The 22,308-nt window shown below is 68.4% G+C and carries 26 protein-coding genes and 1 riboswitch; of the genes, 15 read left to right on the top strand and 11 right to left on the bottom strand.

From position 1 onward, the window contains the following. Positions 1–13: 13 nt before the first annotated feature. From yccS to PVZ72_RS04685, 3 genes are all read left to right on the top strand, one after another. Positions 14–2,218, top strand: a complete 2,205-nt coding sequence (gene yccS, locus PVZ72_RS04695; RefSeq protein WP_273861328.1) for a YccS family putative transporter — start codon at positions 14–16, stop codon at positions 2,216–2,218. An 87-nt stretch (positions 2,219–2,305) separates the two neighbouring features. Beyond that, a complete protein-coding gene (locus PVZ72_RS04690) occupies positions 2,306–3,205 on the top strand; it encodes a sugar nucleotide-binding protein (protein ID WP_443218232.1) in 900 nt (299 codons plus the stop codon). After that, a complete protein-coding gene (locus PVZ72_RS04685) occupies positions 3,198–4,127 on the top strand; it encodes an NAD-dependent epimerase/dehydratase family protein (protein ID WP_273861326.1) in 930 nt (309 codons plus the stop codon). The genes PVZ72_RS04690 and PVZ72_RS04685 overlap by 8 nt, the downstream gene beginning before the upstream one ends. Before the next feature lie 91 nt (positions 4,128–4,218). Here the strand turns inward: PVZ72_RS04685 and PVZ72_RS04680 are convergent, their stop codons facing one another. The 5 genes from PVZ72_RS04680 to PVZ72_RS04660 form a co-directional block, all read right to left on the bottom strand. After that, positions 4,219–4,908 (bottom strand): OmpW/AlkL family protein, encoded by a 690-nt coding sequence (locus PVZ72_RS04680; RefSeq protein ID WP_027601114.1) that lies wholly within the window; start codon positions 4,906–4,908, stop codon positions 4,219–4,221. Positions 4,909–5,004: 96 nt separating this feature from the next. Beyond that, positions 5,005–5,499, bottom strand: a complete 495-nt coding sequence (locus PVZ72_RS04675) for a DUF3299 domain-containing protein (protein ID WP_187980955.1) — start codon at positions 5,497–5,499, stop codon at positions 5,005–5,007. A 13-nt stretch (positions 5,500–5,512) separates the two neighbouring features. Continuing rightward, complete coding sequence (locus PVZ72_RS04670) at positions 5,513–6,766, bottom strand: ABC transporter permease (protein ID WP_187980956.1); 1,254 nt, start codon at positions 6,764–6,766, stop codon at positions 5,513–5,515. Between the two features lies 1 nt (position 6,767). Further along, positions 6,768–7,475 carry an ABC transporter ATP-binding protein gene (locus PVZ72_RS04665; protein ID WP_273861325.1) on the bottom strand — a complete coding sequence of 236 codons (708 nt, stop codon included), beginning with the start codon at positions 7,473–7,475 and terminating at the stop codon, positions 6,768–6,770. Between the two features lie 7 nt (positions 7,476–7,482). Next, positions 7,483–8,034: a ZrgA family zinc uptake protein gene (locus PVZ72_RS04660; RefSeq protein ID WP_273861324.1), complete on the bottom strand. Its 552-nt coding sequence runs from the start codon at positions 8,032–8,034 to the stop codon at positions 7,483–7,485. Between the two features lie 122 nt (positions 8,035–8,156). Here PVZ72_RS04660 and PVZ72_RS04655 point away from each other — a divergent pair, with 122 nt between their 5' ends. Continuing rightward, entirely contained in the window at positions 8,157–8,513 is a 357-nt protein-coding gene (locus PVZ72_RS04655; protein ID WP_273861323.1) for a hypothetical protein, read from the top strand. Between the two features lie 126 nt (positions 8,514–8,639). On the opposite strand, the gene trxA is transcribed toward PVZ72_RS04655, so the two are convergent. The 3 genes from trxA to PVZ72_RS04640 form a co-directional block, all read right to left on the bottom strand. Continuing rightward, positions 8,640–9,509 (bottom strand): thioredoxin, encoded by an 870-nt coding sequence (trxA, locus tag PVZ72_RS04650; RefSeq protein WP_273861322.1) that lies wholly within the window; start codon positions 9,507–9,509, stop codon positions 8,640–8,642. Between the two features lie 68 nt (positions 9,510–9,577). Continuing rightward, entirely contained in the window at positions 9,578–10,225 is a 648-nt protein-coding gene (locus PVZ72_RS04645) for a class I SAM-dependent methyltransferase (RefSeq protein ID WP_273861321.1), read from the bottom strand. Next, on the bottom strand, positions 10,222–10,686 hold the full coding sequence (locus PVZ72_RS04640; RefSeq protein ID WP_133860572.1) for a YbaY family lipoprotein: 465 nt from the start codon (positions 10,684–10,686) through the stop codon (positions 10,222–10,224). The genes PVZ72_RS04645 and PVZ72_RS04640 overlap by 4 nt, the downstream gene beginning before the upstream one ends. 179 nt (positions 10,687–10,865) lie before the next feature. On the opposite strand from PVZ72_RS04640, the gene nrdR reads away from it, so the two are divergent. The 10 genes from nrdR to ribA all read left to right on the top strand — a co-directional run bounded on the left by nrdR (position 10,866) and on the right by ribA (position 18,526). Beyond that, a complete protein-coding gene (nrdR, locus tag PVZ72_RS04635) occupies positions 10,866–11,336 on the top strand; it encodes a transcriptional regulator NrdR (protein WP_007161213.1) in 471 nt (156 codons plus the stop codon). After that, entirely contained in the window at positions 11,333–12,451 is a 1,119-nt protein-coding gene (ribD, locus tag PVZ72_RS04630) for a bifunctional diaminohydroxyphosphoribosylaminopyrimidine deaminase/5-amino-6-(5-phosphoribosylamino)uracil reductase RibD (RefSeq protein ID WP_273861320.1), read from the top strand. The genes nrdR and ribD overlap by 4 nt, the downstream gene beginning before the upstream one ends. Before the next feature lie 56 nt (positions 12,452–12,507). Beyond that, a riboswitch (FMN riboswitch) is annotated at positions 12,508–12,666 on the top strand. Between the two features lie 142 nt (positions 12,667–12,808). Beyond that, a complete protein-coding gene (locus tag PVZ72_RS04625; RefSeq protein WP_273861319.1) occupies positions 12,809–13,471 on the top strand; it encodes a riboflavin synthase in 663 nt (220 codons plus the stop codon). 10 nt (positions 13,472–13,481) lie between these two features. Beyond that, positions 13,482–14,570, top strand: a complete 1,089-nt coding sequence (gene ribBA / locus PVZ72_RS04620) for a bifunctional 3,4-dihydroxy-2-butanone-4-phosphate synthase/GTP cyclohydrolase II (protein ID WP_133860575.1) — start codon at positions 13,482–13,484, stop codon at positions 14,568–14,570. Positions 14,571–14,679: 109 nt separating this feature from the next. Next, positions 14,680–15,156, top strand: coding sequence for a 6,7-dimethyl-8-ribityllumazine synthase (gene ribH, locus PVZ72_RS04615; protein ID WP_007161209.1), 477 nt, complete (start codon positions 14,680–14,682; stop codon positions 15,154–15,156). Beyond that, positions 15,153–15,644, top strand: coding sequence for a transcription antitermination factor NusB (gene nusB / locus PVZ72_RS04610; RefSeq protein WP_133860576.1), 492 nt, complete (start codon positions 15,153–15,155; stop codon positions 15,642–15,644). Before ribH ends, nusB begins: the two co-directional genes overlap by 4 nt. A 14-nt stretch (positions 15,645–15,658) precedes the next feature. Beyond that, positions 15,659–16,615, top strand: a complete 957-nt coding sequence (thiL, locus tag PVZ72_RS04605; protein WP_273861318.1) for a thiamine-phosphate kinase — start codon at positions 15,659–15,661, stop codon at positions 16,613–16,615. A gap of 22 nt (positions 16,616–16,637) precedes the next feature. Then, positions 16,638–17,147, top strand: a complete 510-nt coding sequence (locus tag PVZ72_RS04600; protein WP_273861317.1) for a phosphatidylglycerophosphatase A family protein — start codon at positions 16,638–16,640, stop codon at positions 17,145–17,147. A gap of 27 nt (positions 17,148–17,174) precedes the next feature. Next, positions 17,175–17,807, top strand: a complete 633-nt coding sequence (locus PVZ72_RS04595) for a retropepsin-like aspartic protease family protein (RefSeq protein WP_273861316.1) — start codon at positions 17,175–17,177, stop codon at positions 17,805–17,807. A 95-nt stretch (positions 17,808–17,902) separates the two neighbouring features. Continuing rightward, a complete protein-coding gene (gene ribA / locus PVZ72_RS04590) occupies positions 17,903–18,526 on the top strand; it encodes a GTP cyclohydrolase II (protein WP_273861315.1) in 624 nt (207 codons plus the stop codon). Between the two features lie 32 nt (positions 18,527–18,558). On the opposite strand, the gene dxs is transcribed toward ribA, so the two are convergent. From dxs to PVZ72_RS04575, 3 genes are all read right to left on the bottom strand, one after another. Next, entirely contained in the window at positions 18,559–20,496 is a 1,938-nt protein-coding gene (gene dxs, locus PVZ72_RS04585; protein ID WP_273861314.1) for a 1-deoxy-D-xylulose-5-phosphate synthase, read from the bottom strand. Positions 20,497–20,647: 151 nt separating this feature from the next. Continuing rightward, complete coding sequence (locus PVZ72_RS04580) at positions 20,648–21,526, bottom strand: polyprenyl synthetase family protein (protein WP_187980968.1); 879 nt, start codon at positions 21,524–21,526, stop codon at positions 20,648–20,650. Continuing rightward, a complete protein-coding gene (locus PVZ72_RS04575; RefSeq protein ID WP_064308488.1) occupies positions 21,523–21,765 on the bottom strand; it encodes an exodeoxyribonuclease VII small subunit in 243 nt (80 codons plus the stop codon). Before PVZ72_RS04575 ends, PVZ72_RS04580 begins: the two co-directional genes overlap by 4 nt. 262 nt (positions 21,766–22,027) lie before the next feature. Here PVZ72_RS04575 and PVZ72_RS04570 point away from each other — a divergent pair. Beyond that, the coding region (locus PVZ72_RS04570; RefSeq protein WP_273861313.1) for a pyridoxal-phosphate dependent enzyme at positions 22,028–22,308 on the top strand (281 nt) is incomplete at its 3' end.

Here is a 22,308-nt window from a genome sequence, read left to right as displayed (position 1 = left end):
TCGCTCTCCCGTCATGACTGTGTTTGGAGTGTCTTTGCGCCAGCTCTGGGCGCACGAAAAGGCCAGCTATGGCGTTCGCGTATTTGTCGCCCTGAGCGGCGCCATGGCCGTCTGCTGGTCGCTGGGCGATCTGCGCGCGTTGTCGCCGGTGTTTCTCGGCATCATCGCCAGCGCCCTGGCGGAAACCGATGACAGCTGGCTGGGCCGTCTCAAGTCCCTGGTGGTCACCCTGCTGTGCTTCGCGGTGGCCGCCTTCGCGGTCGAACTGCTGTTTCCCTATCCCTGGATCTTTGTGGTGGGCCTGGGCCTGGCCACCTTCAGCCTGACCATGCTCGGCGCCATCGGCGAGCGCTACGCGTCCATCGCCCAGGCTACGGTGATCCTGTCGATCTACGCCATGATCGGTGTGGATCAGCGGCTGGGTACCCAGGTGCCGTTGTGGTACGAGCCGGCGCACCTGCTGGCCGGGGCGCTGTGGTACGGCCTGCTCTCGGTGCTCTGGTGCGCGCTGTTCGCCCACCAGCCGGTGCGGCAGAATCTGTCCGCGCTCTATGGCGAACTGGAGACCCTGCTCCGGCTCAAGGCGGAGATGCTCGAACCGGTGCGCGGGGTGGATCTGCATCGGCGGCGGGTGCTGCTGGCCCAGCAGAACGGCAAGGTGGTGCAGGCGCTGAACCAGGCCAAGGCGACCATTCTCAATCGCTTCGGCCGCTCGGGGCGGCCGGGCGCACGTTCAGGGCGCTACTTCCGCCTGTATTTCATGGCGCAGGATATCCATGAGCGCGCCAGCTCCTCGCACTATCCCTACAGCGCCCTGACCGAGGCGTTCTTTCACAGTGATATCCTCTTTCGCTGCCAGCGCCTGCTCAAGCTGCAGGCCGCAGCCTGCCGCAACATGGGCGAGGCGATCCGACTGGGGCAGCCCTTCGAATATGGCCAGCAGAGTCAGCAGGGGCTGACCGATCTGCAGGCCTCGCTGGAGTATCTCAAGCAGCAGCAGAATCCGCGCTGGCGAGGCCTGCTGCGCTCCCTGGACCTGCTCGGGCACAATCTCTCGACCCTGGAGCGGCAATTTTCCGAGGCGGGCAACAGCGACTCGGGGGCGGCGGATCTGGATACCAGTCTGCTGGATCCGGCGGCGCGCTCGCTGCGCGAGGTGTTACAGCGTATCCGCCTGCAGCTGACCCCGACCTCGCTGCTGTTCCGCCATGGCCTGCGCATGGCGCTGGCGCTGATGGCCGGCTATGGGGTGCTGCACCTGATCCACCCGGTCAACGGCTACTGGATCCTGCTGACCACGGTGTTCGTCTGCCGCCCGCAGTACGGGGCGACCCGGGTGCGGCTGGTGCAGCGGATCGTCGGCACGGTAATCGGCCTGTTGCTGGGCAGTGCCTTGCTGGAGCTGTTCGCGCAACCGGAGATCCAGCTGCTGCTGGCGCTGGTCGCCGGTCTGGTGTTCTTCATCACCCGGACCGATCGCTACACCGTCGCCACCGCGGCCATCACCCTGATGGTGCTGTTCTGCTTCAACCAGGTGGGCAACGGTTTCATGCTGATCTGGCCGCGGCTGCTGGACACCCTGCTGGGTTGCCTGATCGCGGTGCTGGCGGTGTTCTTCGTCCTGCCGGACTGGCAGGGGCGCCGCCTGCACCTGGTGATGGCCAACACCCTGCGCACCAACGCCCTCTATCTGCGCCGGTTGCACGAGCAGTACCGCACCGGCAAGCGCGACGACCTCGATTACCGCGTGGCGCGGCGCAACGCCCACAATGCCGATGCGACGCTGTCGGCGGCGCTGGCCAACATGCTGCGCGATCCCGGGCATTTCCGGCGCAACCTGGAAGCGGGCTTTCGCTATCTGGCGTTGTCCAACACCTTGCTGGGTTATCTGTCGGCCCTGGGCGCGCATCGCCGCCAGCTGGAAGCGGCCGAGCACGATGCCCTGGTGGAGCGCGCCGTGACCCGTATCGCCGAGGGCATGGAGACCATAGCCGCCGCGGTGGCGGAGCGGCGCAGTCTGCCGCCTACCGCCGAAGAGGAAAGCAGCCTGGCCGACCAACTGGAAGCCGCGGCGGATGATAACGACGACGGCTATCGACTGGTGTGCACCCAGCTGGCGCTGATCTGCCGGCTGCTACCCAATCTCAAGAGCGCCGCCAACCATACCCTGCGCGAACAAACCCGCGAGGAACCGGCAGCGGTTGCCGCCGGTGCTTGAGCAAGGTTGGCGCGACGCGCTATGTTGACCGATGTCCGTCGAATCTTTCGACGCCTGTTTATGCTGGTTTGAAGGCTGTTCCAACACATGCGTATGCGTCTTCTAGTAGTGGGCGGGGAGAGCGCCCTGGGCAAGGCGCTACTCGCCGCCGGTGCCGAAGCGGGCATCGAATTCGTCGCCCCCGAGACTCCCGCGGAGGGCTGGTACGCTGCCGGACTGACCGAGGTCCTCGACCGGGTACGGCCGGGAGCGGTGATCAATCTCGCCTACTACCGCGACTGGTTGCAGGCCGCAGACTTCGATCCGGCCCTGATGCAGCGCCAGGCGCTGGCCGTGCAGCGCCTGGCAGGCCTCTGCCAGCACTATCAGATTCCGCTGATCCAACCGTCCAGTTATCAGCTGTTCGATGGCTCCCGCGTGGCCGGCTATAGTGAAAAGGATCTTCCGCGGCCCCCCGGGGCGCGTGGCGAAGCGCTCTGGCGGGTCGAGCAACTGGTGCGAGCGCTGTGCCCGATGCATATCCTGCTGCGCCTGGGCTGGGTGCTGGACGACTCCCGCGACGGGCGTCTGGGGCGTCTGCTGCAGCAGCTGGACACCGAGCAGGTGGTGCCGATGGCGGGCGACCGGCGCGGCAATCCGACCACCGTGGGCGATGCCGCGCGGGTGTTGCTGGCGGTGGTCAAGCAACTCGACTGCGGCGCGCCGCTCTGGGGGACCTATCACTATGGCGCCCAGGAAGCGGTATCGGAATTGGGCCTGGCCGAGACCGTCGCCCAGCTCTGGCAGGAGTTCGACCGGCCGGTGCGCTGCGAATGGCAGGAGGTGACGCACCTCGAGCGCGCGGATGCCGCGGAAGAGCCACAACAGGGGGTGTTGATCAGTCGCAAGCTGCTCAACACCTTTGGAATCAAGGTGCGGCGCTGGCAGCAGGAGCTGCCCGCGCTGTTGCAGGGCTTTCGGCAGGACGAGGTAGGTTTCCATGAGTGATGCGCCCATTCTGATCACTGGCGGTGCCGGTTTCATCGGCTCCCATCTGGCCGACGCGCTGCTGGCGCGGGGCCGGCGGGTGCGGGTGCTGGACGATCTCAGCACCGGCAAGCGCGAGAATCTGCCGCTGGACAACGAACGTATCGAGCTGCGGGTGGGCGACGTGGCTGATACCGCGACGCTGGAAGCCGCGGTGGCCGGCTGCGCAGCGGTGGTGCACCTGGCCGCGGTGGCCTCGGTGCAGGCGTCGGTGGAAGACCCGGTGGGTACCCACCGGGCCAATTTCATCGGCACCCTGAATCTGTGCGAGGCCATGCGCAAGGCCGGCATCAGGCGCGTGGTCTATGCCTCCAGCGCGGCGGTCTATGGCGCCAACGGTCAGGGCCAGGCCATCGACGAAGAGCTGCCCAAGGCGCCCCTGACGCCCTATGCGGCCGACAAACTGGCCGGCGAGTACTACTTCGACTTCTATCGCCGCGAGCACGGGCTGGAGCCGGCGATCTTCCGCTTTTTCAACATCTACGGCCCACGGCAGGATCCGTCTTCGCCCTATTCCGGGGTGATCAGCATCTTTACCGAGCGTGCCCGCCGCCAGACGCCGATCACGGTGTTCGGCGATGGCGAGCAGACCCGCGATTTCGTCTATGTGGCCGATCTGGTGGGCATCCTGGTGCAGGCGCTGGAAGCCACCGAAGTAACGGCCGGGGCGGTGAACGTGGGGCGCGGCGAGACCATCAGCCTGAACGGCCTGCTGGCAGAGATCGGTCAGGTGCTCGGTGGCCTGCCGCAGGTGACCCATGGGGTCGCGCGGGCGGGAGACATCCGCCATTCGAAGGCGGACAACCGTCGTCTGCGCGAGCGTTTCGACTTCAGCCAGCCTACCGCCATGGGCACGGGGTTGGCGGCGCTGCTGCGGGACTAGCAGGCGAGGCCAGGGGCAAGCCCTGGCCTGTTGAGCTGCGCCGCTGGAGCCGTCTCGGCGCCAACCTAAGGCGCGAGTGGCTGGCGGTGGCCTAGAAGCGATAGCCCAGGCCGACCATGTAGACCCAGGGATCCACGTCCAGATCGACCTTGGCGCGGGCGCCGAGGGCGGTGTTGTCGACGTGGGCGGTGGTGGCTATGTCGATGTAGCGGATCTGGGCATTGAGCATCACCCGGTCGGTGAGCATGAGATCGGCACCGACCTGGGCGGACCAGCCCCAGGAGTTGTCGGCGCGGAAATTGTCGAAGCCGGCCGCGCTGGCGCCGCTGCCGACGTGCTCGTCATAGATCCAGGTGTAGTTGAGGCCGGCGCCGACATAGGGCTGGAACGTCGCCTTGGCGTCCAGCGGGTAGTAGACCAGGCTCAGCGTCGGCGGCAGGTGCTTGAGGCTGCCCAGCTTGCCATTGGCGGCGTCGAGCCCGGTGCCCTTGATGTTGACCTGGTGCTCGAAGGGCGTGGCCGCGAGCAATTCGAGGCCCAGGTGGTCGGTCAGCATGTAGGCGACGTTCAGCCCCAGCTGGGTGTCGCTGTCCATGGTCGCCTTGCCGCCCAGATTGGCGCCACTCAGGGCGCCTCTGTCGATCTTGACGTCGGAGCTGCGCTCGTGGGGATCCACGGTGATGGCGCCGGCGCGCAGGATGATGTCGCCGGCCTGGTGGGCCTGGGCGAAGGGGGCGGCCAGCGCGAGGGCGAGCAGGCTGAGACGGAAGAGAGGACGCATGGCGAGGGCTCCGAAGGCATTGAAAAATGGCTGGGAGCAGCCTAGCGAAGCCGGAACGGCGGACTCTTGATCTCGCTCAAGCGCAGGGCAGATCCCTCAGGAGCCGTCGCCCTTGAGGATGTAGGGCTGGATGCGCTGGGCCTGCAGCCAGTAGCCGGCGACGGCCACCTCGCTGCGCTGGGTGCCCACGCCCAGGCGGCCTTCCACCCAGTAGGGCAGGTGCAGCTTGGACAGCCAGAGATCGTGGCTGCCCTTGACGTAGACGATCTGGTTGCCGGGCGGCGGCGGTACGTGGATGCAGGCGCCGTAATAGGGGACCAGCAGGAACTCGGTGACTTCGCCCTCTTCGGTGACCATCAGCGGCACCACGTAGCCGGGCAGGCGCACCTCCTGGCCGTCCAGGGCGGCCACCGTTGGCGCGTCCGGCCAGGGCTGGCTGGCGGCCGGGCCGTCTTCGCCGAGGCCGTGGTCGACGCTGCCGGGATTGAAGCGCGGCGCATCGGCCGGCACCAGTTCGCGCCAGGCGAGTTGGCGGGGGTCGGCCTGGGCCCAGGACAGCCAGCAGAGCAACAGCAGGAGCGCCAGGCGCATGGGGAAGCCTCGTCTACAAACGCACGGACAACCCGTCCGTGAGGGCCTGGCGACAGCCGCGCCAGGCCGGAATGCAGCCGAGCACCAGCGCCGCGAGCAGGATACCGCCGAGCAGTTGCCCATCGTAGAGCGAGGGCCAGTCCAGCGGCAATGCCAGGCCGTATTCCGCCAGCAGCCAGGGCCGGCCCAGCGCGATGGCGCCATAGAGCAGCGCCAGCCCGGCGAGACAGCCGGCCAGCGTAAGGGCCAGGGCTTCGGCCAGCAGCAGGCCGAACAGATGACGCGGCTGGGCGCCCACCGAGCGCAGGATGGCCATCTCGCGGCGTCGTTCGTTGAGACTGGCGAGCAGGGCGGTGAGCATGCCCACCAGCCCGGTGAGCACCACGCACAGCGACATCACCAGCAGCGCCTGTTCCGCCGTGCCGAGCAGGCCCCAGAGTTCCTGCAGGGCCACGCCGGGCAGGATGGCCAGCAGCGGCTCGCCACGGTACTCGTTGACCGCGCGCTGCACGGCAAAGGTGGCCACCCGACTCTTGAGGCCGACCAGGGCGGCGGTCAGGTCCTGGGGCGTGAGATCGCGCCGGCGCACCTCGGCGTCGCTCAGCGCAGGACCGGGCATGCCACCGCGCCAGTCCAGGTGCAGGGCGGTCATGCCGCTCAGCGGGATGTGCAGGGTGCGGTCGACGGGGGTACCGGTGGGGGCGAGGATGCCGACCACCGTGAAGGGGTGGTCGCTATGCTCGGTCAGGCTGATGGTGGCGACACCATGGGCCAGCACGACCCTGTCGCCCAGTTGATAGTGCAGCGCCTTGGCCACCTCGGCGCCCAGCACCACCTCGAAGACGTCGTTGAAGGGGCGACCCTGGGCCAGCCGCAGCGGCTGGTTGCGCCCGTAGTGATAGTGGGCGAAGTAGTTGCCGTCGGTACCCAGCACCCGGTAGCCGCGGTGGGAGTCGCCGAGGGACAGCGGGATGGTCCAGGCGACGCGGGGATCGGCGGCGAGCTTCTCGTAGCTCTCCCAGCGGATGTTGTTGGTGGCATTGCCGATGCGGAACACCGAGTAGAGCAGCAGATTGACCGCACCGGAGCGGGCGCCCACCACCAGGTCGGTACCGGCGATGGTGCTGGCGAAGCTGGCCTTGGCCTCGGTGCGCAACCGTTCGACGCCCAGCAGCAGGGCCACCGAGACGGCGATGGTGAAGACGGTGAGGAGGGCGGTGGCGCGACGATTGCGCAGGCTGGCCCAGGCCAGCGGCAGAAGCGGCATCCTAGGTCTCCGGCCGGGCGGCGTTGAGTTGGGCCAGGGTCAGGTGGCGGTCGAAACGACTGGCCAGACTGCGGTCGTGGCTGACGAACAGCAGGCCGGCGCCGGCGGCGGCGCACTCGGAGAACAGCAGCTGCAGGAAGGCATCGCGGTGATCGGTGTCCAGCGCCGAGGTGGGTTCGTCGGCGATCACCAGCTCCGGCTGGCCGATCAGGGCGCGGGCGGCGGCGACCCGCTGCTGCTGGCCGATGGAGAGTTCGCGGGCTGGACGGCGCGGCAGCGCGGGATCGCTCAGCCCCAGGGCGCAGAGCAGGGTCAGGGCCGCACCCCGCGGATCGCCGTGCCGCGCGGTGGCGCGCTCGCGGCGCAGCGCCGAGAACTGGCAGGGAAGCAGGACGTTGTCCAGCACCGAGAGAAAGGGCAGCAGGTTGAATTGCTGGAAGAGAAAGCCGGTGTGGTCGACGCGAAAGCGGTCGCGCCGGGCGGTGGCGAGCGTCCCCAGGTCCTGACCGAGCAGGCGCACCTGGCCGCGACCGGGGCGCTGCACGCCACCCAGCAGGCCGAGCAGGGTGGTCTTGCCACTGCCCGAAGGGCCTTCGAGGAACAGCGCCTCGCCGGGTGCCAGCTGGAAGTGCCGGATGTCCAGGCATTCCGCCTGGCCCGGCCAGGCGAAGCCGAGGTCCTGGATCTCGACCAGCGGGGCGGCGGTCACGACCGTCTTACCATTTCAGCTGCGGTTGCTTGGCGGTCAGTTCGGCGCCTTGCTGACCGCTGGCGACGATGGCCTGGGCCTCGACACTGTGACTGTTGGGGAAGCGGGCGAACCAGCCGGAGAGATCCAGGCTGGCGAGCGCGCCCGGCTTGCTGCAGCTGAAGCTCATGCTGGCGTCCACGTCGAGATGGCCGCTCGCGCTGGCGTCCTTGGCGAACAGCGGGCTGATGGCGCTGGCTTCGGTCAGGCGGCAATCGGCTGCCGCGGGCAGCTTCACCAGCGGCTGGGGATTCTCCAGGCTTTGGCGCAGAGCCGCGACGGCGTCCTCTTCCTGCTGGTTGCGCGGGGCATGTTCGAAGCCCAGCAGATCGGCCGCCGGACTGCGCCACTGCAATTCCAGGCCGGTTTCCGTCTGGGCCAGGTCGAGGTGGGATTCGCCGTGCACATGGGCGCCCAGGGCACCGTGCTCGTGTTCGTCATGGTCACTAGCGGTGCCTTGGGCAAAGGCCGGTTGAGCGAGCGCGGCGGCGAGGCAGAGGGTCAGCAGGGGCAGGCGCATGGATGGCTTCCAGTGGGTGGAAAGGCGCTATGTTATGTTGTTGCATTTGCCTGTCGCAACCTCGGTTTGGCGTCGGCCGATGGCTGTGGGAGCATGGGCCTCTGCACGACGAGGAGAACACCATGGTACGCATTCGCGGAACCATCGGCAGCCAGCCCGTGGATCTCACGGTGGAACTGGACGAGACCGACTGGCAGCGCCTGGCCGCGGCCCTGCGGCCGACGGCGGCGTCCCTCCCTGCTGCGGCGGTGGCCGCCGCCCCCAGCGGGCCCAAGTCGGGCGGCGACATGCTCTGGGATCAGGTGGTGAAGTTGCTCAGCCAGGCTGGCCGACTCAGCGGGCCGGACATCCTGGTGGCCCTGGAAAAGCTGACCGGCAATCTGGGCGTGGCCAAGCAGCTGCTGGTACGGCTGAGGCACAGTCCCCAGGTGCGCATGGAGCGGGTGGGGGAGGCGCAGTTCTATATCTGGCAGGGATGAGACTGGGGGTAGGCGAGTGGAAAACGCTGCGCGGTTTTCCACGCTACGAAGGGTCCGCAGCGCCAGGCTGGCGCCGGCTGTGGACAAGGCTGCGCCTGGGGCGACGCAGCCGTTATCAATAGGTGCCTAGTACAGTGCCTGGTACAGGCGGCGGCGATAGGTGGCGACCAGCGGGTGATCGTTGCCCAGCAGATCGAAGACCTGCACCAGGGTCTTGCGCGGCAGGTCGTCACCGTAGCCGCGATTGCGGCGGAACAGGTCCAGCAGACCATCCAGGGCGGGTTCGTATTGCTGGCGGGCCAGTTGTTGCACGGCCAGCTGGTAGGCGGCTTCATCGTCGCCGGCATCGCGCGCCAGGCGACTCTTGAGCTCGGCCACCTCGGGCAGGCTGGCGGCCTGGCGCAGGAAGGTCAGCTGGGCCCGGGCGCCGGCCAGCGCCTGCTTGTGCTCATCGCCCTTGACCGCGTCCAGCACGGCCTGGGCGTCGTCCAGTTCGTTGCGCTCGGCCAGGCAGCGGGCATAGAGGATCAGCGCCAGGGCGTCACTGTTGTCTTCTTCGAGCAGCGCCTTGAGCAGCGCCTCGGCCTCGGCGAAGCGGCCCTCGGCGAACAGCGCCTGGGCGGCGTCCAGCGGATCTTCCTCGGCCGGCGGCAAGGCCTGGACATGGGGTTCGAGCAGGGCGCGGATGGCCGATTCGGGCTGGGCGCCGGCGAAGCCGTCCACCGGCTGGCCATCCTTGAACAGCACCACCGTGGGCAGGCTGCGGATGCCGAATCTCATCACCAGTTCCTGCTCGATGTCGCAGTTGACCTTGGCCAGGTGCAGGGCGCCGCCATAGGACTCGGTGATCTTGGCCAGCAGCGGCATCAGCACCTTGCAGGGCGCGCACCACTCGGCCCAGAAGTCCACCAGCACCGGGGTGCTGAAGGAGGCGTCGATGACCTGTTGCTGGAAGGTGTCGAGGGTGGCGTCGAAAATGTAGGGGACCTGGCTCATGGCGGACTCGGCAGACGAAAGATGCACTATAGGTGGGGGCGCCGGGCTTGGAAACAAGGCGGGCCAGCTCAACCCCGATAGAGCGCCACGCGGCGGAATTCGTCCGGCTCGGCCAGATCCGGCAGGGTGCAGGCGTGGAGTTCGGTGATGCGGGTGAAGCCGGGGTGGGCCAGGTCGCGCATCCGCGAGTCGGCCAGCAGGATCCGTTCTGCACGCGTCTGCAGGAGCGCCAGTAGCGGCAGGTTGGCACGGTCGTAGAGCACATCGGCGGCCAGGATGAGCTCGAAGCGCTCGGTGCTGGCGTGCAGATCGTCCATCGTCTCGATCTGCACGGCGTTGGCCCGGGCATTGGCACGGCAGGCTTTCAAGGCCAGCGGATCGAGGTCGCAGCAGACCACCCGCGCCGCGCCGGCCCGCGCGGCGGCGAGTCCGGCGATGCCCGAGCCGCTGCCGAAATCCAGCACCTGGCGGCCGGCGACGTGCTCGGGATGGGCGACGATCCAGCGCGCCAGGGCCAGACCGCTGGCCCAGCAGAAGGCCCAGTAGGGCGGTGCCTCCAGCAGGCGCTGGGTTTCCGCCGGGGAAAAGGCCCGCGCCATATTGGCCGGATCGATCAGCCACAGCGACAGGTCGCTGCCGGGCAATGCCTGCAAGGAGAGGCAGGCGTCGCCCAGCAGGGCCGTCAGGGCGGCAGCGAGATCGGCAGGGGGCGTCACGGGGTCTGGTTCAGCACCAGTTCGCCGAGATTCTGCGTGGTCGGTCCGCCGACATTCACCGGCGGCAGATAGCTGGCCAGTTGCCCGGCCTGGATCAGGCGCGCGTGGAATTCCACCTTGAGATCCGGGCGGGTGGGAAAGATCTCTGGATTGAAGGGCAGGCGGAAGGCCAGGGGCGCGCCCTTGCCGGTCACCGTCTCGCTGGCCAGCAGACGCTGGGGCAGGCCCTTGGCGTTGACCGCCAGCAGCGCGATCTCGACCTGGGCACCCGCCGGGACCAGACCCTGGGCATTGCGCAGCACCCCGGAGATCTCGCGCAGATTGGCCGGAGTGGGGGCACCGACCACCGGAACCGGTTCGTCGGCCGGGGTGGTGGGCTGCGGCGGCGTGGTTTCGGGTGGGCTGGAGCAGGCCGCGAGCAGACCGGTGAAGAGCAGGGGCAGGAGGGCGCGTGGGGTCATGGCGGGATCCGGAGGTCGCGGCCGGCGAGGGCTGCACGGGAGGCTGGAGAGGTCGTCGAACACAGGGCGCTCTTATAGCCCGGCGGCCCCTGGCTGTCGATTCGTCAGGCACCCGGAGGTTCCCGGCAGGGAGTGATCGGGTACCATGAGGGCTTTCCCTTCCGGCGATCGACTCTCTCATGCATTGTCCCTTCTGCGGCGCCCACGACACCAAGGTCACGGATTCCCGGCTGGTCGCGGCCGGTGAGCAGGTGCGCCGGCGACGTGAGTGCCTGGCCTGCCAGGAGCGCTTCACCACCTTCGAGACCGCCGAACTGGTGCTGCCACGGCTGATCAAGCAGGACGGCACCCGCCAGCCCTTCGACGAGGACAAGTTGCGCGCCGGCATGCAGCGTGCCCTGGAGAAGCGGCCGGTCAGCGTCGAGCGTCTGGAAGAAGCCATCGCCCTGATCAAGCACCGCCTGCGCGCCACTGGCGAGCGCGAGATCCGTTCGCGGGTGGTGGGTGAACTGGTGATGGACGAACTGCGCAAGCTGGACCAGGTGGCCTACATCCGCTTCGCCTCGGTCTATCGGCAATTCCAGGACCTGGCCGAATTCCGCGACGAGATCGAGCGCCTGGCCCAGGATCCGGGCAAGCAGCCGGTATGAGCGCCATGGGGAGCGACGAAGTCTGGATGGCCCGCGCCCTGGCGCTGGCCGCCTGCGGCCGCTACAGCACGGCGCCCAATCCGCGGGTGGGCTGCGTCATCGTCCGCGACGGCCAGGTGGTAGGCGAAGGCTGGCACCGCCAGGCCGGCGGTCCCCATGCCGAGGTGCACGCGCTGCGCCAGGCGGGGGAGGCGGCGCGTGGCGCCACTGCCTATGTGACCCTGGAACCCTGCAGCCATCATGGCCGCACCCCGCCTTGCGCCGATGCCCTGGTAGCCGCCGGCGTGGCCGAGGTAGTGGCGGCCATGACCGATCCCAATCCGCTGGTGGCCGGGCGCGGTCTGGCGCGCCTCTCCGCCGCCGGCATCGCCACCCGCGCCGGAGTGCTGGAAGCCGAGGCACGAGCGCTCAACGCCGGCTTCATCCAGCGCATGCTCACCGGGCGACCCTTCGTGCGAGTCAAGCTGGCCCTGAGTCTGGATGGCCGCACCGCCATGGCCAATGGCGAAAGCCAGTGGATCACCGGTCCGGCGGCGCGCCAGAGCGTCCAGCGGCTGCGCGCCGAGGCGGGGGTGGTGATCACTGGCGCCGATACCGTGCTGGCCGATGGCGCCCGCCTGACCGTGCGTCAGGCGGAACTGGGCCTGAGCGGAGACGAACTGCAACTGGCCACCCTGCGTACGCCGCAGCGGCTGCTGGTGGACGGCCGTGGCCGGGTGCCGCTGGATGCCCCCTTCTTTCAGGCCGGCGCGGCACGGGTCGCCGGTATGGCCGCGGCGGCGCCCGGCTATGCAGCGGCCGGTCACGACTACCTGGCGCTGCCCGGTAGCCAGGGCCAGGTCGATCTGGCGGCCCTGCTGACCCGCCTGGGCAGCGAGCAGGTCAATGACGTCCTGGTTGAAGCCGGGCCGCGTCTGGCCGGTGCCTTCGCCCAGGCCGGGCTGGTCGACGAATATCACCTGTTCCTGGCGCCCAGGTTCCTCGGTTCCAGCGCCCGGCCGCTGCTGGACTGGCCGCTGGTGCACCTGGCCGAGGCCCCGCAGCTGGAGATCCTCAGCGTCACCCCGGTAGGCGCCGACCTGCACCTGATCGCCCGACCGGCCAGGGACACCTGACGCCCCTGGCCCCGCGGCGGCGAACTGTGTTACAAAACCTGCGCTGCCCTCGGGTGGCGAGTTCTCAGGGCGGGGTGCAATTCCCCACCGGCGGTAACGCCCGATAAGTCGGGACGAGCCCGCGAGCGCTCTCTCGTCCTCTGCGGCGGGAGAGGTCAGCAGACCCGGTTGGATTCCGGGGCCGACGGTCATAGTCCGGATGAGAGAGAACGGGATAGCCTCGCCTGGCAGGGGTGCGAGCCCCTCGTCCGTCTGATTTCCCTTCTGTCCGTACGCCCTGTTTTTTCACCGAAACAGGAGTTCGTCGATGTCTAGCTGCACCGCCTTTCTGGCTCTACCTCGCGGAGGCCTGAGCTGATGTTTACCGGAATCATCGAAGCCCTCGGCGAGATCCGCGCGCTCACGCCCAAGGGCGGAGACGTGCGCCTTTATGTCGCCACCGGCAAGCTCAACCTTGCCGACGTCAAGCTCGGCGACAGCATCGCCGTCAACGGAGTCTGCCTTACCGCCGTGGACTTGCCTGGCGACGGCTTCTGGGCCGACGTCAGTCGCGAGACCCTGAGCCTCACCAGCCTGGGCGGCCTCAAGCCCGGCAGCAAGGTCAACCTGGAAAAGGCGCTGATGCCCACCAGTCGCCTCGGCGGCCACCTGGTCAGCGGCCACGTGGACGGCCTCGGCGAAGTGGTCTCCCGCACCGATAATGCCCGCGCCGTGCAGTTTCGCCTGCGTGCCCCGGCCGAGCTGGCCCGCTACATCGCCCTCAAGGGCTCGATCACCGTGGACGGCGTCAGCCTCACGGTGAACGCGGTGGACGGCGCCGAATTCGAGCTGACCATCGTCCCCCACACCCTCGGCGAGACCATCATGGCCGACTACCGCCCCGGTCGGTGGGTGAACCTGGAGGTGGACCTGCTGGCCCGCTACCTGGAGCGCCTGCTACTGGGCGACAAGGCCGCCGAGTCCAGCAAGGGCGGCGTCACCGAAACCTTTCTCGCCGAACACGGCTATCTGCAGCGCTAAGGACGACACCGTGGCACTTTCCAGCATCGAAGACATCATCCAGGACATCCGCGCGGGCAAGATGGTCATCCTCATGGACGACGAGGACCGCGAGAACGAAGGCGACATCATCATCGCCTCCGAATGCGTCACCGCCGAACACATCAACTTCATGGCCCGCCACGCGCGGGGCCTGATCTGCATGCCCATGAGCAAGGGCCTCTGCGAGCGTCTCAACCTGCCGATGATGGCCAGCCGCAACGCCTCCGGCTTCGGCACCAAGTTCACCGTCTCCATCGAGGCCGCCGAGGGCATCAGCACCGGCATCTCCGCCGCCGACCGCGCCCGTACCGTGCAGGCCGCCATCGCCAAGGACGCCAAGGCCGGCGACGTGGTCAGCCCCGGCCACATGTTCCCGCTGATGGCCCAGCCCGGCGGCGTGCTGGCCCGTGCCGGCCATACCGAAGCCGCCTGCGACCTGGCGCGCATGGCCGGTTTCGCCGAGAGCGGGGTGATCTGCGAGGTGATGAACGACGACGGCACCATGGCCCGTCGCGACGAACTCGAAGCCTTCGCCGAGCAGCATGGCCTCAAGGTCGGCACCATCGCCGATCTGATCCACTACCGCCTGCTCCACGAGCACACCGTCAAGCGCATCGACGAGCAGCAGCTGGAGACCGAGCTCGGTCCGTTCAAGCTGGTGACCTACCGCGACGAGGTGGAGGGCGACGTCCACCTGGCGCTGATCCGTGGCGACCTGGCCGGCCAGGAGCTGCCGCTGGTGCGGGTGCACAACATGGACCCGCTGCGCGACCTGCTGCAGGTGCAGCAACCGGGTCGCTGGAGTCTGCGTGGCGCCATGGAGCGCGTGGCCCGCGAGGGCACCGGTGTGGTGCTACTGCTCGGTCACTCGATCGAGGGCGACGACCTGCTGGCGCACCTGCGCGAGCCGCTGCCGGTGCCCAAGGCGCTGTCCACCTACAGCACCGTCGGTGCCGGTTCGCAGATCCTCCGCGACCTGGGCATTCGTCAGATGCGCCTGCTCAGCTCGCCGATGAAGTTCAACGCCATATCCGGCTTCGACCTGGAAGTAGTAGACTATCTGCCTCCTGAAGAATGACCCTTCCGCCTGGCGCGCCCCGCCCGGGTGGTGCGGCGCGCTTCACCTGGATTTCCACGGACGGCCTGGCACTGCCGGCCGTTCGGCTCTTTGACAACTGGACCCGCACATGAACATCAAGACCTTTGAAGGCACATTCATCGCTCCCCAGGGCCGCTTCGCCCTGGTGGTCGGTCGTTTCAACAGCTTCGTCGTCGAAAGCCTGCTGCAGGGCGCCATCGACGCCCTGGTGCGTCACGGCATCAAGCCGGACGACCTGACCATCATCCGCGTCCCTGGCGCCTTCGAGATCCCGCTGGCGGTGCAGAAGATCGCCCAGCGCGACGAATTCGACGCCATCATCGCCCTCGGCGCGGTGATCCGTGGCGGCACCCCCCACTTCGAATACGTGGCCGGCGAGTGCACCAAAGGCCTGGCCCAGGTCTCCATGGAATTCGGCGTACCGGTGTCCTTTGGCGTCCTCACCGTCGACTCCATCGAGCAGGCCATCGAGCGCTCCGGCACCAAGGCCGGCAACAAGGGCGCCGAAGCGGCCCTGTCCGCTCTGGAAATGGTCAGCCTGCTGGCGCAGCTGGAGGCCAAGTGAGCGGCGATCTGACTCCGCCCGCGGCCGGCAAGCCCGCGGGCAAGAAGGCCCCCACCGGCAAACTGGCTGCTCGCCGCGAAGCGCGCAGCCTGTCGGTCCAGGCCCTGTACCAGTGGCACATGGCGGGCCAGGCGATCAACGAGATCGAGGCGCAGTTTCGCGTCGACAACGATTTCGCCAAGGTCGACGGCGCCTATTTCCATGAAGTCCTGCATGGCGTCCCGGCCAACAAGAGCGAGATCGACGGGCTGATCCTGCCCTGCCTGGACCGCGCCATGAACGAGGTGGATCCGGTCGAGCTGGCCGTGCTGCGGCTGTCCTGCTACGAGCTGCTCAAGCGCATCGACGTGCCTTACCGGGTGGTGATCAACGAAGGCATCGAGATGGCCAAGATCTTCGGCGCCACCGATGGCCACAAGTTCGTCAACGGCGTGCTGGACAAGCTGGCGCCCAAGCTGCGCAGCGCCGAGTTGCGCGGCAAGCGCTGATCGCCCACGTCGGCATGGGTGAATTCGAACTCATCCGTCGCTATTTCGCCGCGGCGCCCTGCGCTCGCGGCGGTCCCGGCGTGGCGCTGGGCATCGGCGATGACTGCGCGCTGCTGGCACCCGCTCCCGGTGAGCAACTGGCGGTCTCCACCGACACCCTGACCGCCGGGGTGCATTTCCCCGATCCCTGCCCGGATGCCCATGGCCTCGGCCAGCGTGCCCTGGCAGTGAGCGCCAGCGACCTGGCCGCCATGGGCGCCGCGCCCCTGGGCTTCACCCTGGCGTTGACCCTGCCGTCCGTCGAGCCCGCCTGGCTGGAAGGCCTGGCGGCAGGCCTCGCGCAGATGGCCGAACAGTGCGAGCTGCGCCTGGTCGGTGGTGACACCACTCGCGGTCCGCTGTCCCTCACCCTCACGGTCTTCGGCCAGGTGCCGGCCGGCCAGGCGCTGCTGCGCAGCGGTGCCCGCCCGGGCGATCTGCTGTGCCTGGGCGGTGCGCCGGGTGAGGCGGGCGGGGCCTTGCCCTTCGTCCTCGGTCAGCGTGCAGCGGAGGGCGCCGCCAGTGGGCACCTGCTGGCGCGCTACTGGGCACCCCAGCCGCAATTCGAGCTTGGCCTCTGGCTGCGCGGGCGGGCGACGGCGGCCCAGGACGTTTCCGACGGCCTGGTCGCCGATTGCGGCCACATCGCCGCCGCCTCCGGCGTCCGCCTGGTCGTGGAGACGGCGCGGCTGACGGTGAGTCCGGCCCTGGCCGAACTCTTCCCCGCCGATGAGGTGCTGCGCCTGGCCCTGGGCGCCGGCGACGACTACCTGCTGGTCTTCACCCTGCCGCCCGAGCAGGCGCCGGCCCTGGCCGCCGCCTGGCCCCAGGCACAGGTGATCGGGCGGGTCGAGACGGGCAGTGGCGTCCAGGTGCTCGCCGCCGACGGTCAGCCGCTGACGCCGATACACACCGGTTTCCAACATTTCTAGCGCCCTGGCGCGGAGTCCATCCTTGAGCGAACAGCAAGCCCCCGCCCAGCCGGTCCCCCTGTCGGTCTGGCGCGATCCCTGGCACTTCCTGGCCTTTGGCCTGGGCTCCGGCACCCTGCCCAAGGCGCCCGGCACCTGGGGATCACTGATCGCCTTGCCCTTCGTGCCGCTCTGGCAGCTGCTCGGCGGCTGGAGCTATCCGCTGCTGCTGGTGCTGCTCTCTGTGTTCGGCTGCTGGCTGTGCGGCAAGGTCGCCCGGGAGCTGGGCGTGCACGACCACGAGGGCATCGTCTGGGACGAGATGGTCGGCATCTGGATCACCTTCTGGCTGGCGCCTCCGGGCTTGATCTGGCTGCTGGTGGGTTTCGTCGCCTTCCGCGTGCTGGACATCTGCAAGCCCTGGCCAATCCGCTGGCTGGATGTCAATGTCCGCGGCGGCGTCGGCATCATGGTCGACGATGTACTGGCCGGCATCCTCGCCTGGCTGGTGGTTCAGGGATTACACATCGGTTGGGGTCATCTCGTCGGCTGACGAGACGCAGGCCCAAGGAGCAGGGCAGTGAAGAGACTGGGCGCGTGCGGCCTCATCTGGGCCGTCGGTACGCTCGCCTGGGCGCAACCCCAGGTCAGGGTCGTGGGGTTGTTCAATGGCGCCGCGGTGGTCAACGTCAATGGCCAGCGTAAATTGCTGCGAGTCGGCCAGCGCCTGGACGACGTCGAGGTGGTCAGCGCGGATTCCCAGCAGGCGGTGCTGCGCATCGACGGCCGGACCCAGACCTTTGCCCTCGACCGCGAATACAGCGACGGCTACAGCGCTCCGCAGCGCCGAGAATTCAGCGTGCCGCGCAGCAACAACGGTCATTACCAGGTCACCGCCAACGTCAATGGCCGTCCGGTGTCGCTGCTGGTGGACACCGGCGCCACCAGTGTCGCCCTGAGTGGCGCCCAGGCCGATCAGCTGGGCATCAGCTATCGCGACGGCACCCCGGGCTGGGTGGAAACCGCCAGCGGCCATGCCCGCGCCTGGCGCACCACGCTCAAGCAGGTGCGCCTGGGTGATATCGAGGTGGTCGGGGTGGACGCCATGGTCCTGGAGGGCAACTATCCCAGCCAGGGCCTGCTGGGCATGAGTTTCCTCAATCGCGTGGGCTGGCGCGAGGCCCAGGGCATCTTCTACGTGCAGGCACGCTGATAGATCAGCGGGTATCGACGTCATAACCCCTGGCGATGACGCCGGGCCTGGGGAAAAGGTTACAATGTACGTCTTTCCCCTCCAGGAGCCCGCAGGTGTCCGTCGTCTTTGTCGCCGCCTCCCAATTGCCCACCCCCTTCGGCCTGTTCACCATGCACGGTTTCCTCGACGAGACCGATGGCAAGGAGCATGTCGCCCTGACCTTCGGTGACGTGGCCGATGGCGAGCCGGTGCTGGGCCGCCTGCATTCCGAGTGCCTGACCGGCGACGCGCTGTTCAGCCTGAGATGCGACTGCGGTTTCCAGCTGGAGGCGGCGCTGCGCGCCATCGCCGAAGCCGGTCGTGGCGTGCTGCTCTATCTGCGTCAGGAAGGGCGTGGCATCGGCCTGCTCAACAAGATCCGCGCCTATGAGCTGCAGGATGCCGGGGCCGATACCGTGGAAGCCAACGAGCGCCTGGGCTTCGGTGCCGATCAGCGCACCTACGCCCTGTGCAAGCCGATGCTCGACCACCTGGGGGTCACTTCGCTGCGCCTGATGACCAACAATCCGCGCAAGGTGAAGGCGCTCGAGGTCCTGGGTATCCCGGTCGCCGAGCGGGTGCCGCTGCAGGAAGGCCTCAATCCGCACAATCGCCGCTATCTGCTGACCAAGGCCGGCAAGCTCGGCCATATGCTCGGCAATCTGCATCAGAACGAAGACGTGGAAAAGGCGCCCTAGGGCGCCTTTTTTTATCTCAGCCTGGCTGCCGCTCAGGCTTCCTTGCGCAGACCGGTCGGCGCTGCCGCAAGGTCCGGTAGGGCCAGGCGCTCGCGGACCGCGCGCTCGATGCCGGCTTCATCAAGGCCGCACTCGGCCAGCATGTCGGCCGGCTTGGCGTGTTCGATGTAGCTGTCCGGCAGGCCCAGGTTGAGCACGGGCTGGACCAGGGCATTGGCCTGCAGGAATTCGCTGACCGCACTGCCGGCGCCGCCCATGACGCTGTTTTCCTCAACGGTGACCAGCAGATCGTGGTCCGCGGCGAACTGGCGGATCAGGGCCTCGTCCAGCGGCTTGACGAATCTCATGTCGGCCACGCTGGCGTCCAGGCGCTCGGCGACCTGCAGGGCCTCGGCCAGTTGCACGCCAAACACTAGGAAGCCGACCTTGGGGCCGCTCTTCAGGCCGCTCTGGCGACGCACCACGCCCTTGCCGATGGGCAGGGGTTCCAGGCCCGGATCGAGGGCGGCGTTGGGACCGCTGCCGCGCGGGTAGCGCACCGCGGCGGGGCCCTGGTGGCGATAGCCGGTGGTGAGCAGGCGGCGCAGCTCGTTTTCGTCGCTGGGCGCCATGATCACCATGCCGGGGATGCAGCGCAGGTAGGACAGGTCGAAGCTGCCGGCGTGGGTCGGGCCGTCTTCGCCGACCAGGCCGGCGCGGTCGATGGCGAAGAGCACGTCCAGGTTCTGCACCGCCACGTCGTGGATCAGCTGGTCGTAGCCACGCTGCAGGAAGGTGGAATAGATGGCCACCACCGGCTTCATGCCATCGCAGGCCAGGCCCGCGGCCAGGGTCACCGCGTGCTGCTCGGCGATGGCCACGTCGAAGTAGCGCTCGGGATAGCGTTCGGCGAAGCGGATCAGGTCGGAGCCTTCCTTCATCGCCGGGGTGATGCCCACCAGCTTGGTATCGGCGGCGGCCATGTCGCACAGCCAGTCGCCAAAGATGTTGGAGTACTTGGGCGCGCCCGGGCGCTTGGGCTTGGCGTCCAGCGGCTCCAGCTTGGTGATGGCGTGGTAGCTGATGGGATCGGCCTCGGCGATGGACAGGCCCTTGCCCTTGCGGGTGATGACGTGGAGGAACTGCGGACCCTTGGCATCGCGCAGGTTGCGCAGGGTGGTGACCAGGGTCGGCAGGTCGTGGCCGTCGATGGGGCCGATGTAGTTCCAGCCCAGCTCCTCGAACAGGGTGCCGGGTACCAGCATACCCTTGGCGGCCTCTTCGGTGCGGCGGGCGATTTCCCAGGCGCCGGGCAGCTTGGAGAGGGCCTTCTTGCCGTTCTCGCGCAGGTGCTGGTAGGTACGGCTGGAAAGCAGCCGCGCCAGGTAGTTGGACAGACCACCGACGTTGCGCGAGATGGACATGTCGTTGTCGTTGAGCACCACCAGCATGTTGGCGCCGGTGTCCGAGGCGTGGTTGAGCGCCTCGAAGGCCATGCCCGCGGTCAGGGCGCCGTCGCCGATCACCGCGACCGACTTGCGCTCGAGCCCCTGCAGCTGGGCGGCGATGGCCATGCCCAGGGCGGCGCCGATGGAGGTGCTGGAGTGACCGACGCCAAAGGTGTCGTACTCGCTCTCGCTGCGGCGCGGGAAGGCGGCCAGGCCGTCCTTCTGGCGCAGGCTGGCCATGCCTTCGCGACGGCCGGTGAGGATCTTGTGCGGATAGGCCTGGTGACCGACATCCCACACCAGCCGGTCTTCCGGGGTGTTGAAGACGTAGTGCAGGGCCACGGTCAGTTCGATGACACCCAGGCCGGCGCCGAAGTGACCGCCGGTCTGGCCCACGGTCCACAGGAGAAAGGCGCGCAGTTCGTCGGCGACGGCTTCCAGCTCGGCGTCACCGAGCTGGCGCAGCTGGACCGGCGAGTCGATGCGGTCGAGCAGGGGCGTCGCGGGACGCTGGCGGGGAATCTCGTGAAACGTCTTGGGCATCTGGCTGATCACTTTGCGCAGAGAATTAGGCAGTTTACCCGATGCCCGCGTGGCATCCCAACAGCGGGCAGGGCGTCTTGTTATGCCCCTGTGACAACGGACCCGGGGGCAAATGCGGCCCGGGTCACGAGTTTTTCCGCCATAGGCGCGTCTAGCTACGTCGTTCCACGATGTAGCGGGCCAGGGCGCGCAGGGGTTCGGCCGGAGTGCCAAGCGGCTCGATGGCGGCCAGGGCGGTGTCGCGCAGCTCCAGGGCATAAGCCTTGGCGGCGTCCAGGCCGAGCAGCGCCGGGTAGGTCGGTTTGTCGCGGGCGAGATCGGCGCCCTGGCGTTTGCCCAGGGTCTGGGTATCGCTTTCGATGTCGAGCACGTCGTCCCAGACCTGGAAGGCCAGGCCGATGGCCTCGGCATAACGGGCCAGGGCGTCGCGCTCGGCGGCACCGGCGGCTTCGCTGGCCAGGGCGCCGAGTTGCACGCTGGCGGCGATCAGGGCGCCGGTCTTGTGCAGGTGCATGGTCTCCAGCGCCGGCTGGTCGATGCGCCGGCCGACCGACTCCAGGTCGATGGCCTGGCCGCCGACCATGCCCGCCGGACCGCTGGCGCGCGCCAGTACCGCGATCATCTCCAGTCGCACCGCGGCAGCCTGGGGCGCCGCCAGCAGGGTCTCGAAGGCCAGGGTCTGCAGGCCGTCGCCGGCAAGGATGGCGCAGGCCTCGTCATAGGCCTTGTGGGTGGTGGGCCGGCCGCGGCGCAGGTCGTCATCGTCCATGGCCGGCAGGTCGTCGTGGACCAGGGAATAGGCGTGGATCAGCTCCACCGCGCAGGCGGCCTGGTCGGCGCGCGCCGGATCGCCGCCCAGGGCTTCGCAGGCGGCATAGACCAGCAACGGCCGTACCCGCTTGCCGCCACCCATGACGCTGTAGGCCATGGCGGCATAGAGCCGGGCGAGTTCGGCGCGGGGGGCGGTGAACAGCGGGGCGAGGGCGGTATCGACGCGGGTCTGGCAGCGTTGCTGGTAGGCCTCGATCATGCGTCGTCCCCGACCGGGGCGAAGGGGGCGGCGGTGAGTTCGCCGTCCTTTTCCAGCAGGATCTGCACCTTCTGCTCGGCCTGGGCCAGGGCGCCCTGGCATTCGCGGGTCAGGCGGATGCCCTGTTCGAAGGCGCCGAGGGAGTCCTCCAGGGACAGCTCGCCGCTCTCCAGGCGTTCCACCAGGGTCTGCAGTTCGGCCAGGGATTGTTCGAAGTCGGGAGCTTTCTTGCGGGCCATCGGGATTCTCGGCAGAGGCGATCGGGTCGCGGGAAGTGGGCAACAGGTTGACCATTGTGCCACAGCCACCGGCGCCGCTTGACGCCGTGCCCGGCCAGGCCCTAGGGTAGCGCTCATGAACACGCGCAGCCGCCAACGCCCCAGCATTATTACCGCCATTACCTGATGGCGGGACAGCGTTAGCTGCGCAACCAGACCCGCCCAAGAGGCGGGTTTGTACTTTCTGACTCCTGGGCCCCGACGAACACCCCAGGAGCCCGCCATGACCGTCCAGGAACCCGCCACCGATCTCTTGCAGCGCTATGCCCGCAAGACCCTGCTCGCCCCCGTCTACGACGTGGCGATCGAAACGCCCCTGCAGCCGGCGCGGGCGCTGTCCGAGCGGCTGGGCTGCCAGGTGCTGCTCAAGCGCGAAGACCTGCAGCCGGTGTTTTCCTTCAAGATCCGCGGCGCCTACACCAAGCTGGCCAGCCTCTCGGCCAGCGAGAAGGCCCGCGGGGTGATCACCGCCAGCGCCGGCAACCACGCCCAGGGCCTGTCCCT

The sequence above is a fragment of the Pseudomonas sp. LA5 genome (assembly GCF_028640825.1).
Classification (GTDB): domain Bacteria; phylum Pseudomonadota; class Gammaproteobacteria; order Pseudomonadales; family Pseudomonadaceae; genus Chryseomonas; species Chryseomonas aestiva.
This window is presented reverse-complemented; position numbering and strand designations above follow the sequence as displayed.

Bases quoted from the DNA above. Each gene is read 5' to 3' on its own strand.
- yccS (WP_273861328.1), top strand. From the start codon at position 14: ATGACTGTGTTTGGAGTGTCTTTGCGCCAGCTCTGGGCGCACGAAAAG.
- PVZ72_RS04690 (WP_443218232.1), top strand. From the start codon at position 2,306: ATGCGTATGCGTCTTCTAGTAGTGGGCGGGGAGAGCGCCCTGGGCAAG.
- PVZ72_RS04685 (WP_273861326.1), top strand. From the start codon at position 3,198: ATGAGTGATGCGCCCATTCTGATCACTGGCGGTGCCGGTTTCATCGGC.
- PVZ72_RS04680 (WP_027601114.1), bottom strand. From the start codon at position 4,908: ATGCGTCCTCTCTTCCGTCTCAGCCTGCTCGCCCTCGCGCTGGCCGCC.
- PVZ72_RS04675 (WP_187980955.1), bottom strand. From the start codon at position 5,499: ATGCGCCTGGCGCTCCTGCTGTTGCTCTGCTGGCTGTCCTGGGCCCAG.
- PVZ72_RS04670 (WP_187980956.1), bottom strand. From the start codon at position 6,766: ATGCCGCTTCTGCCGCTGGCCTGGGCCAGCCTGCGCAATCGTCGCGCC.
- PVZ72_RS04660 (WP_273861324.1), bottom strand. From the start codon at position 8,034: ATGCGCCTGCCCCTGCTGACCCTCTGCCTCGCCGCCGCGCTCGCTCAA.
- PVZ72_RS04655 (WP_273861323.1), top strand. From the start codon at position 8,157: ATGGTACGCATTCGCGGAACCATCGGCAGCCAGCCCGTGGATCTCACG.
- trxA (WP_273861322.1), bottom strand. From the start codon at position 9,509: ATGAGCCAGGTCCCCTACATTTTCGACGCCACCCTCGACACCTTCCAG.
- PVZ72_RS04640 (WP_133860572.1), bottom strand. From the start codon at position 10,686: ATGACCCCACGCGCCCTCCTGCCCCTGCTCTTCACCGGTCTGCTCGCG.
- nrdR (WP_007161213.1), top strand. From the start codon at position 10,866: ATGCATTGTCCCTTCTGCGGCGCCCACGACACCAAGGTCACGGATTCC.
- ribD (WP_273861320.1), top strand. From the start codon at position 11,333: ATGAGCGCCATGGGGAGCGACGAAGTCTGGATGGCCCGCGCCCTGGCG.
- PVZ72_RS04625 (WP_273861319.1), top strand. From the start codon at position 12,809: ATGTTTACCGGAATCATCGAAGCCCTCGGCGAGATCCGCGCGCTCACG.
- ribH (WP_007161209.1), top strand. From the start codon at position 14,680: ATGAACATCAAGACCTTTGAAGGCACATTCATCGCTCCCCAGGGCCGC.
- thiL (WP_273861318.1), top strand. From the start codon at position 15,659: ATGGGTGAATTCGAACTCATCCGTCGCTATTTCGCCGCGGCGCCCTGC.
- dxs (WP_273861314.1), bottom strand. From the start codon at position 20,496: ATGCCCAAGACGTTTCACGAGATTCCCCGCCAGCGTCCCGCGACGCCC.
- PVZ72_RS04580 (WP_187980968.1), bottom strand. From the start codon at position 21,526: ATGATCGAGGCCTACCAGCAACGCTGCCAGACCCGCGTCGATACCGCC.
- PVZ72_RS04575 (WP_064308488.1), bottom strand. From the start codon at position 21,765: ATGGCCCGCAAGAAAGCTCCCGACTTCGAACAATCCCTGGCCGAACTG.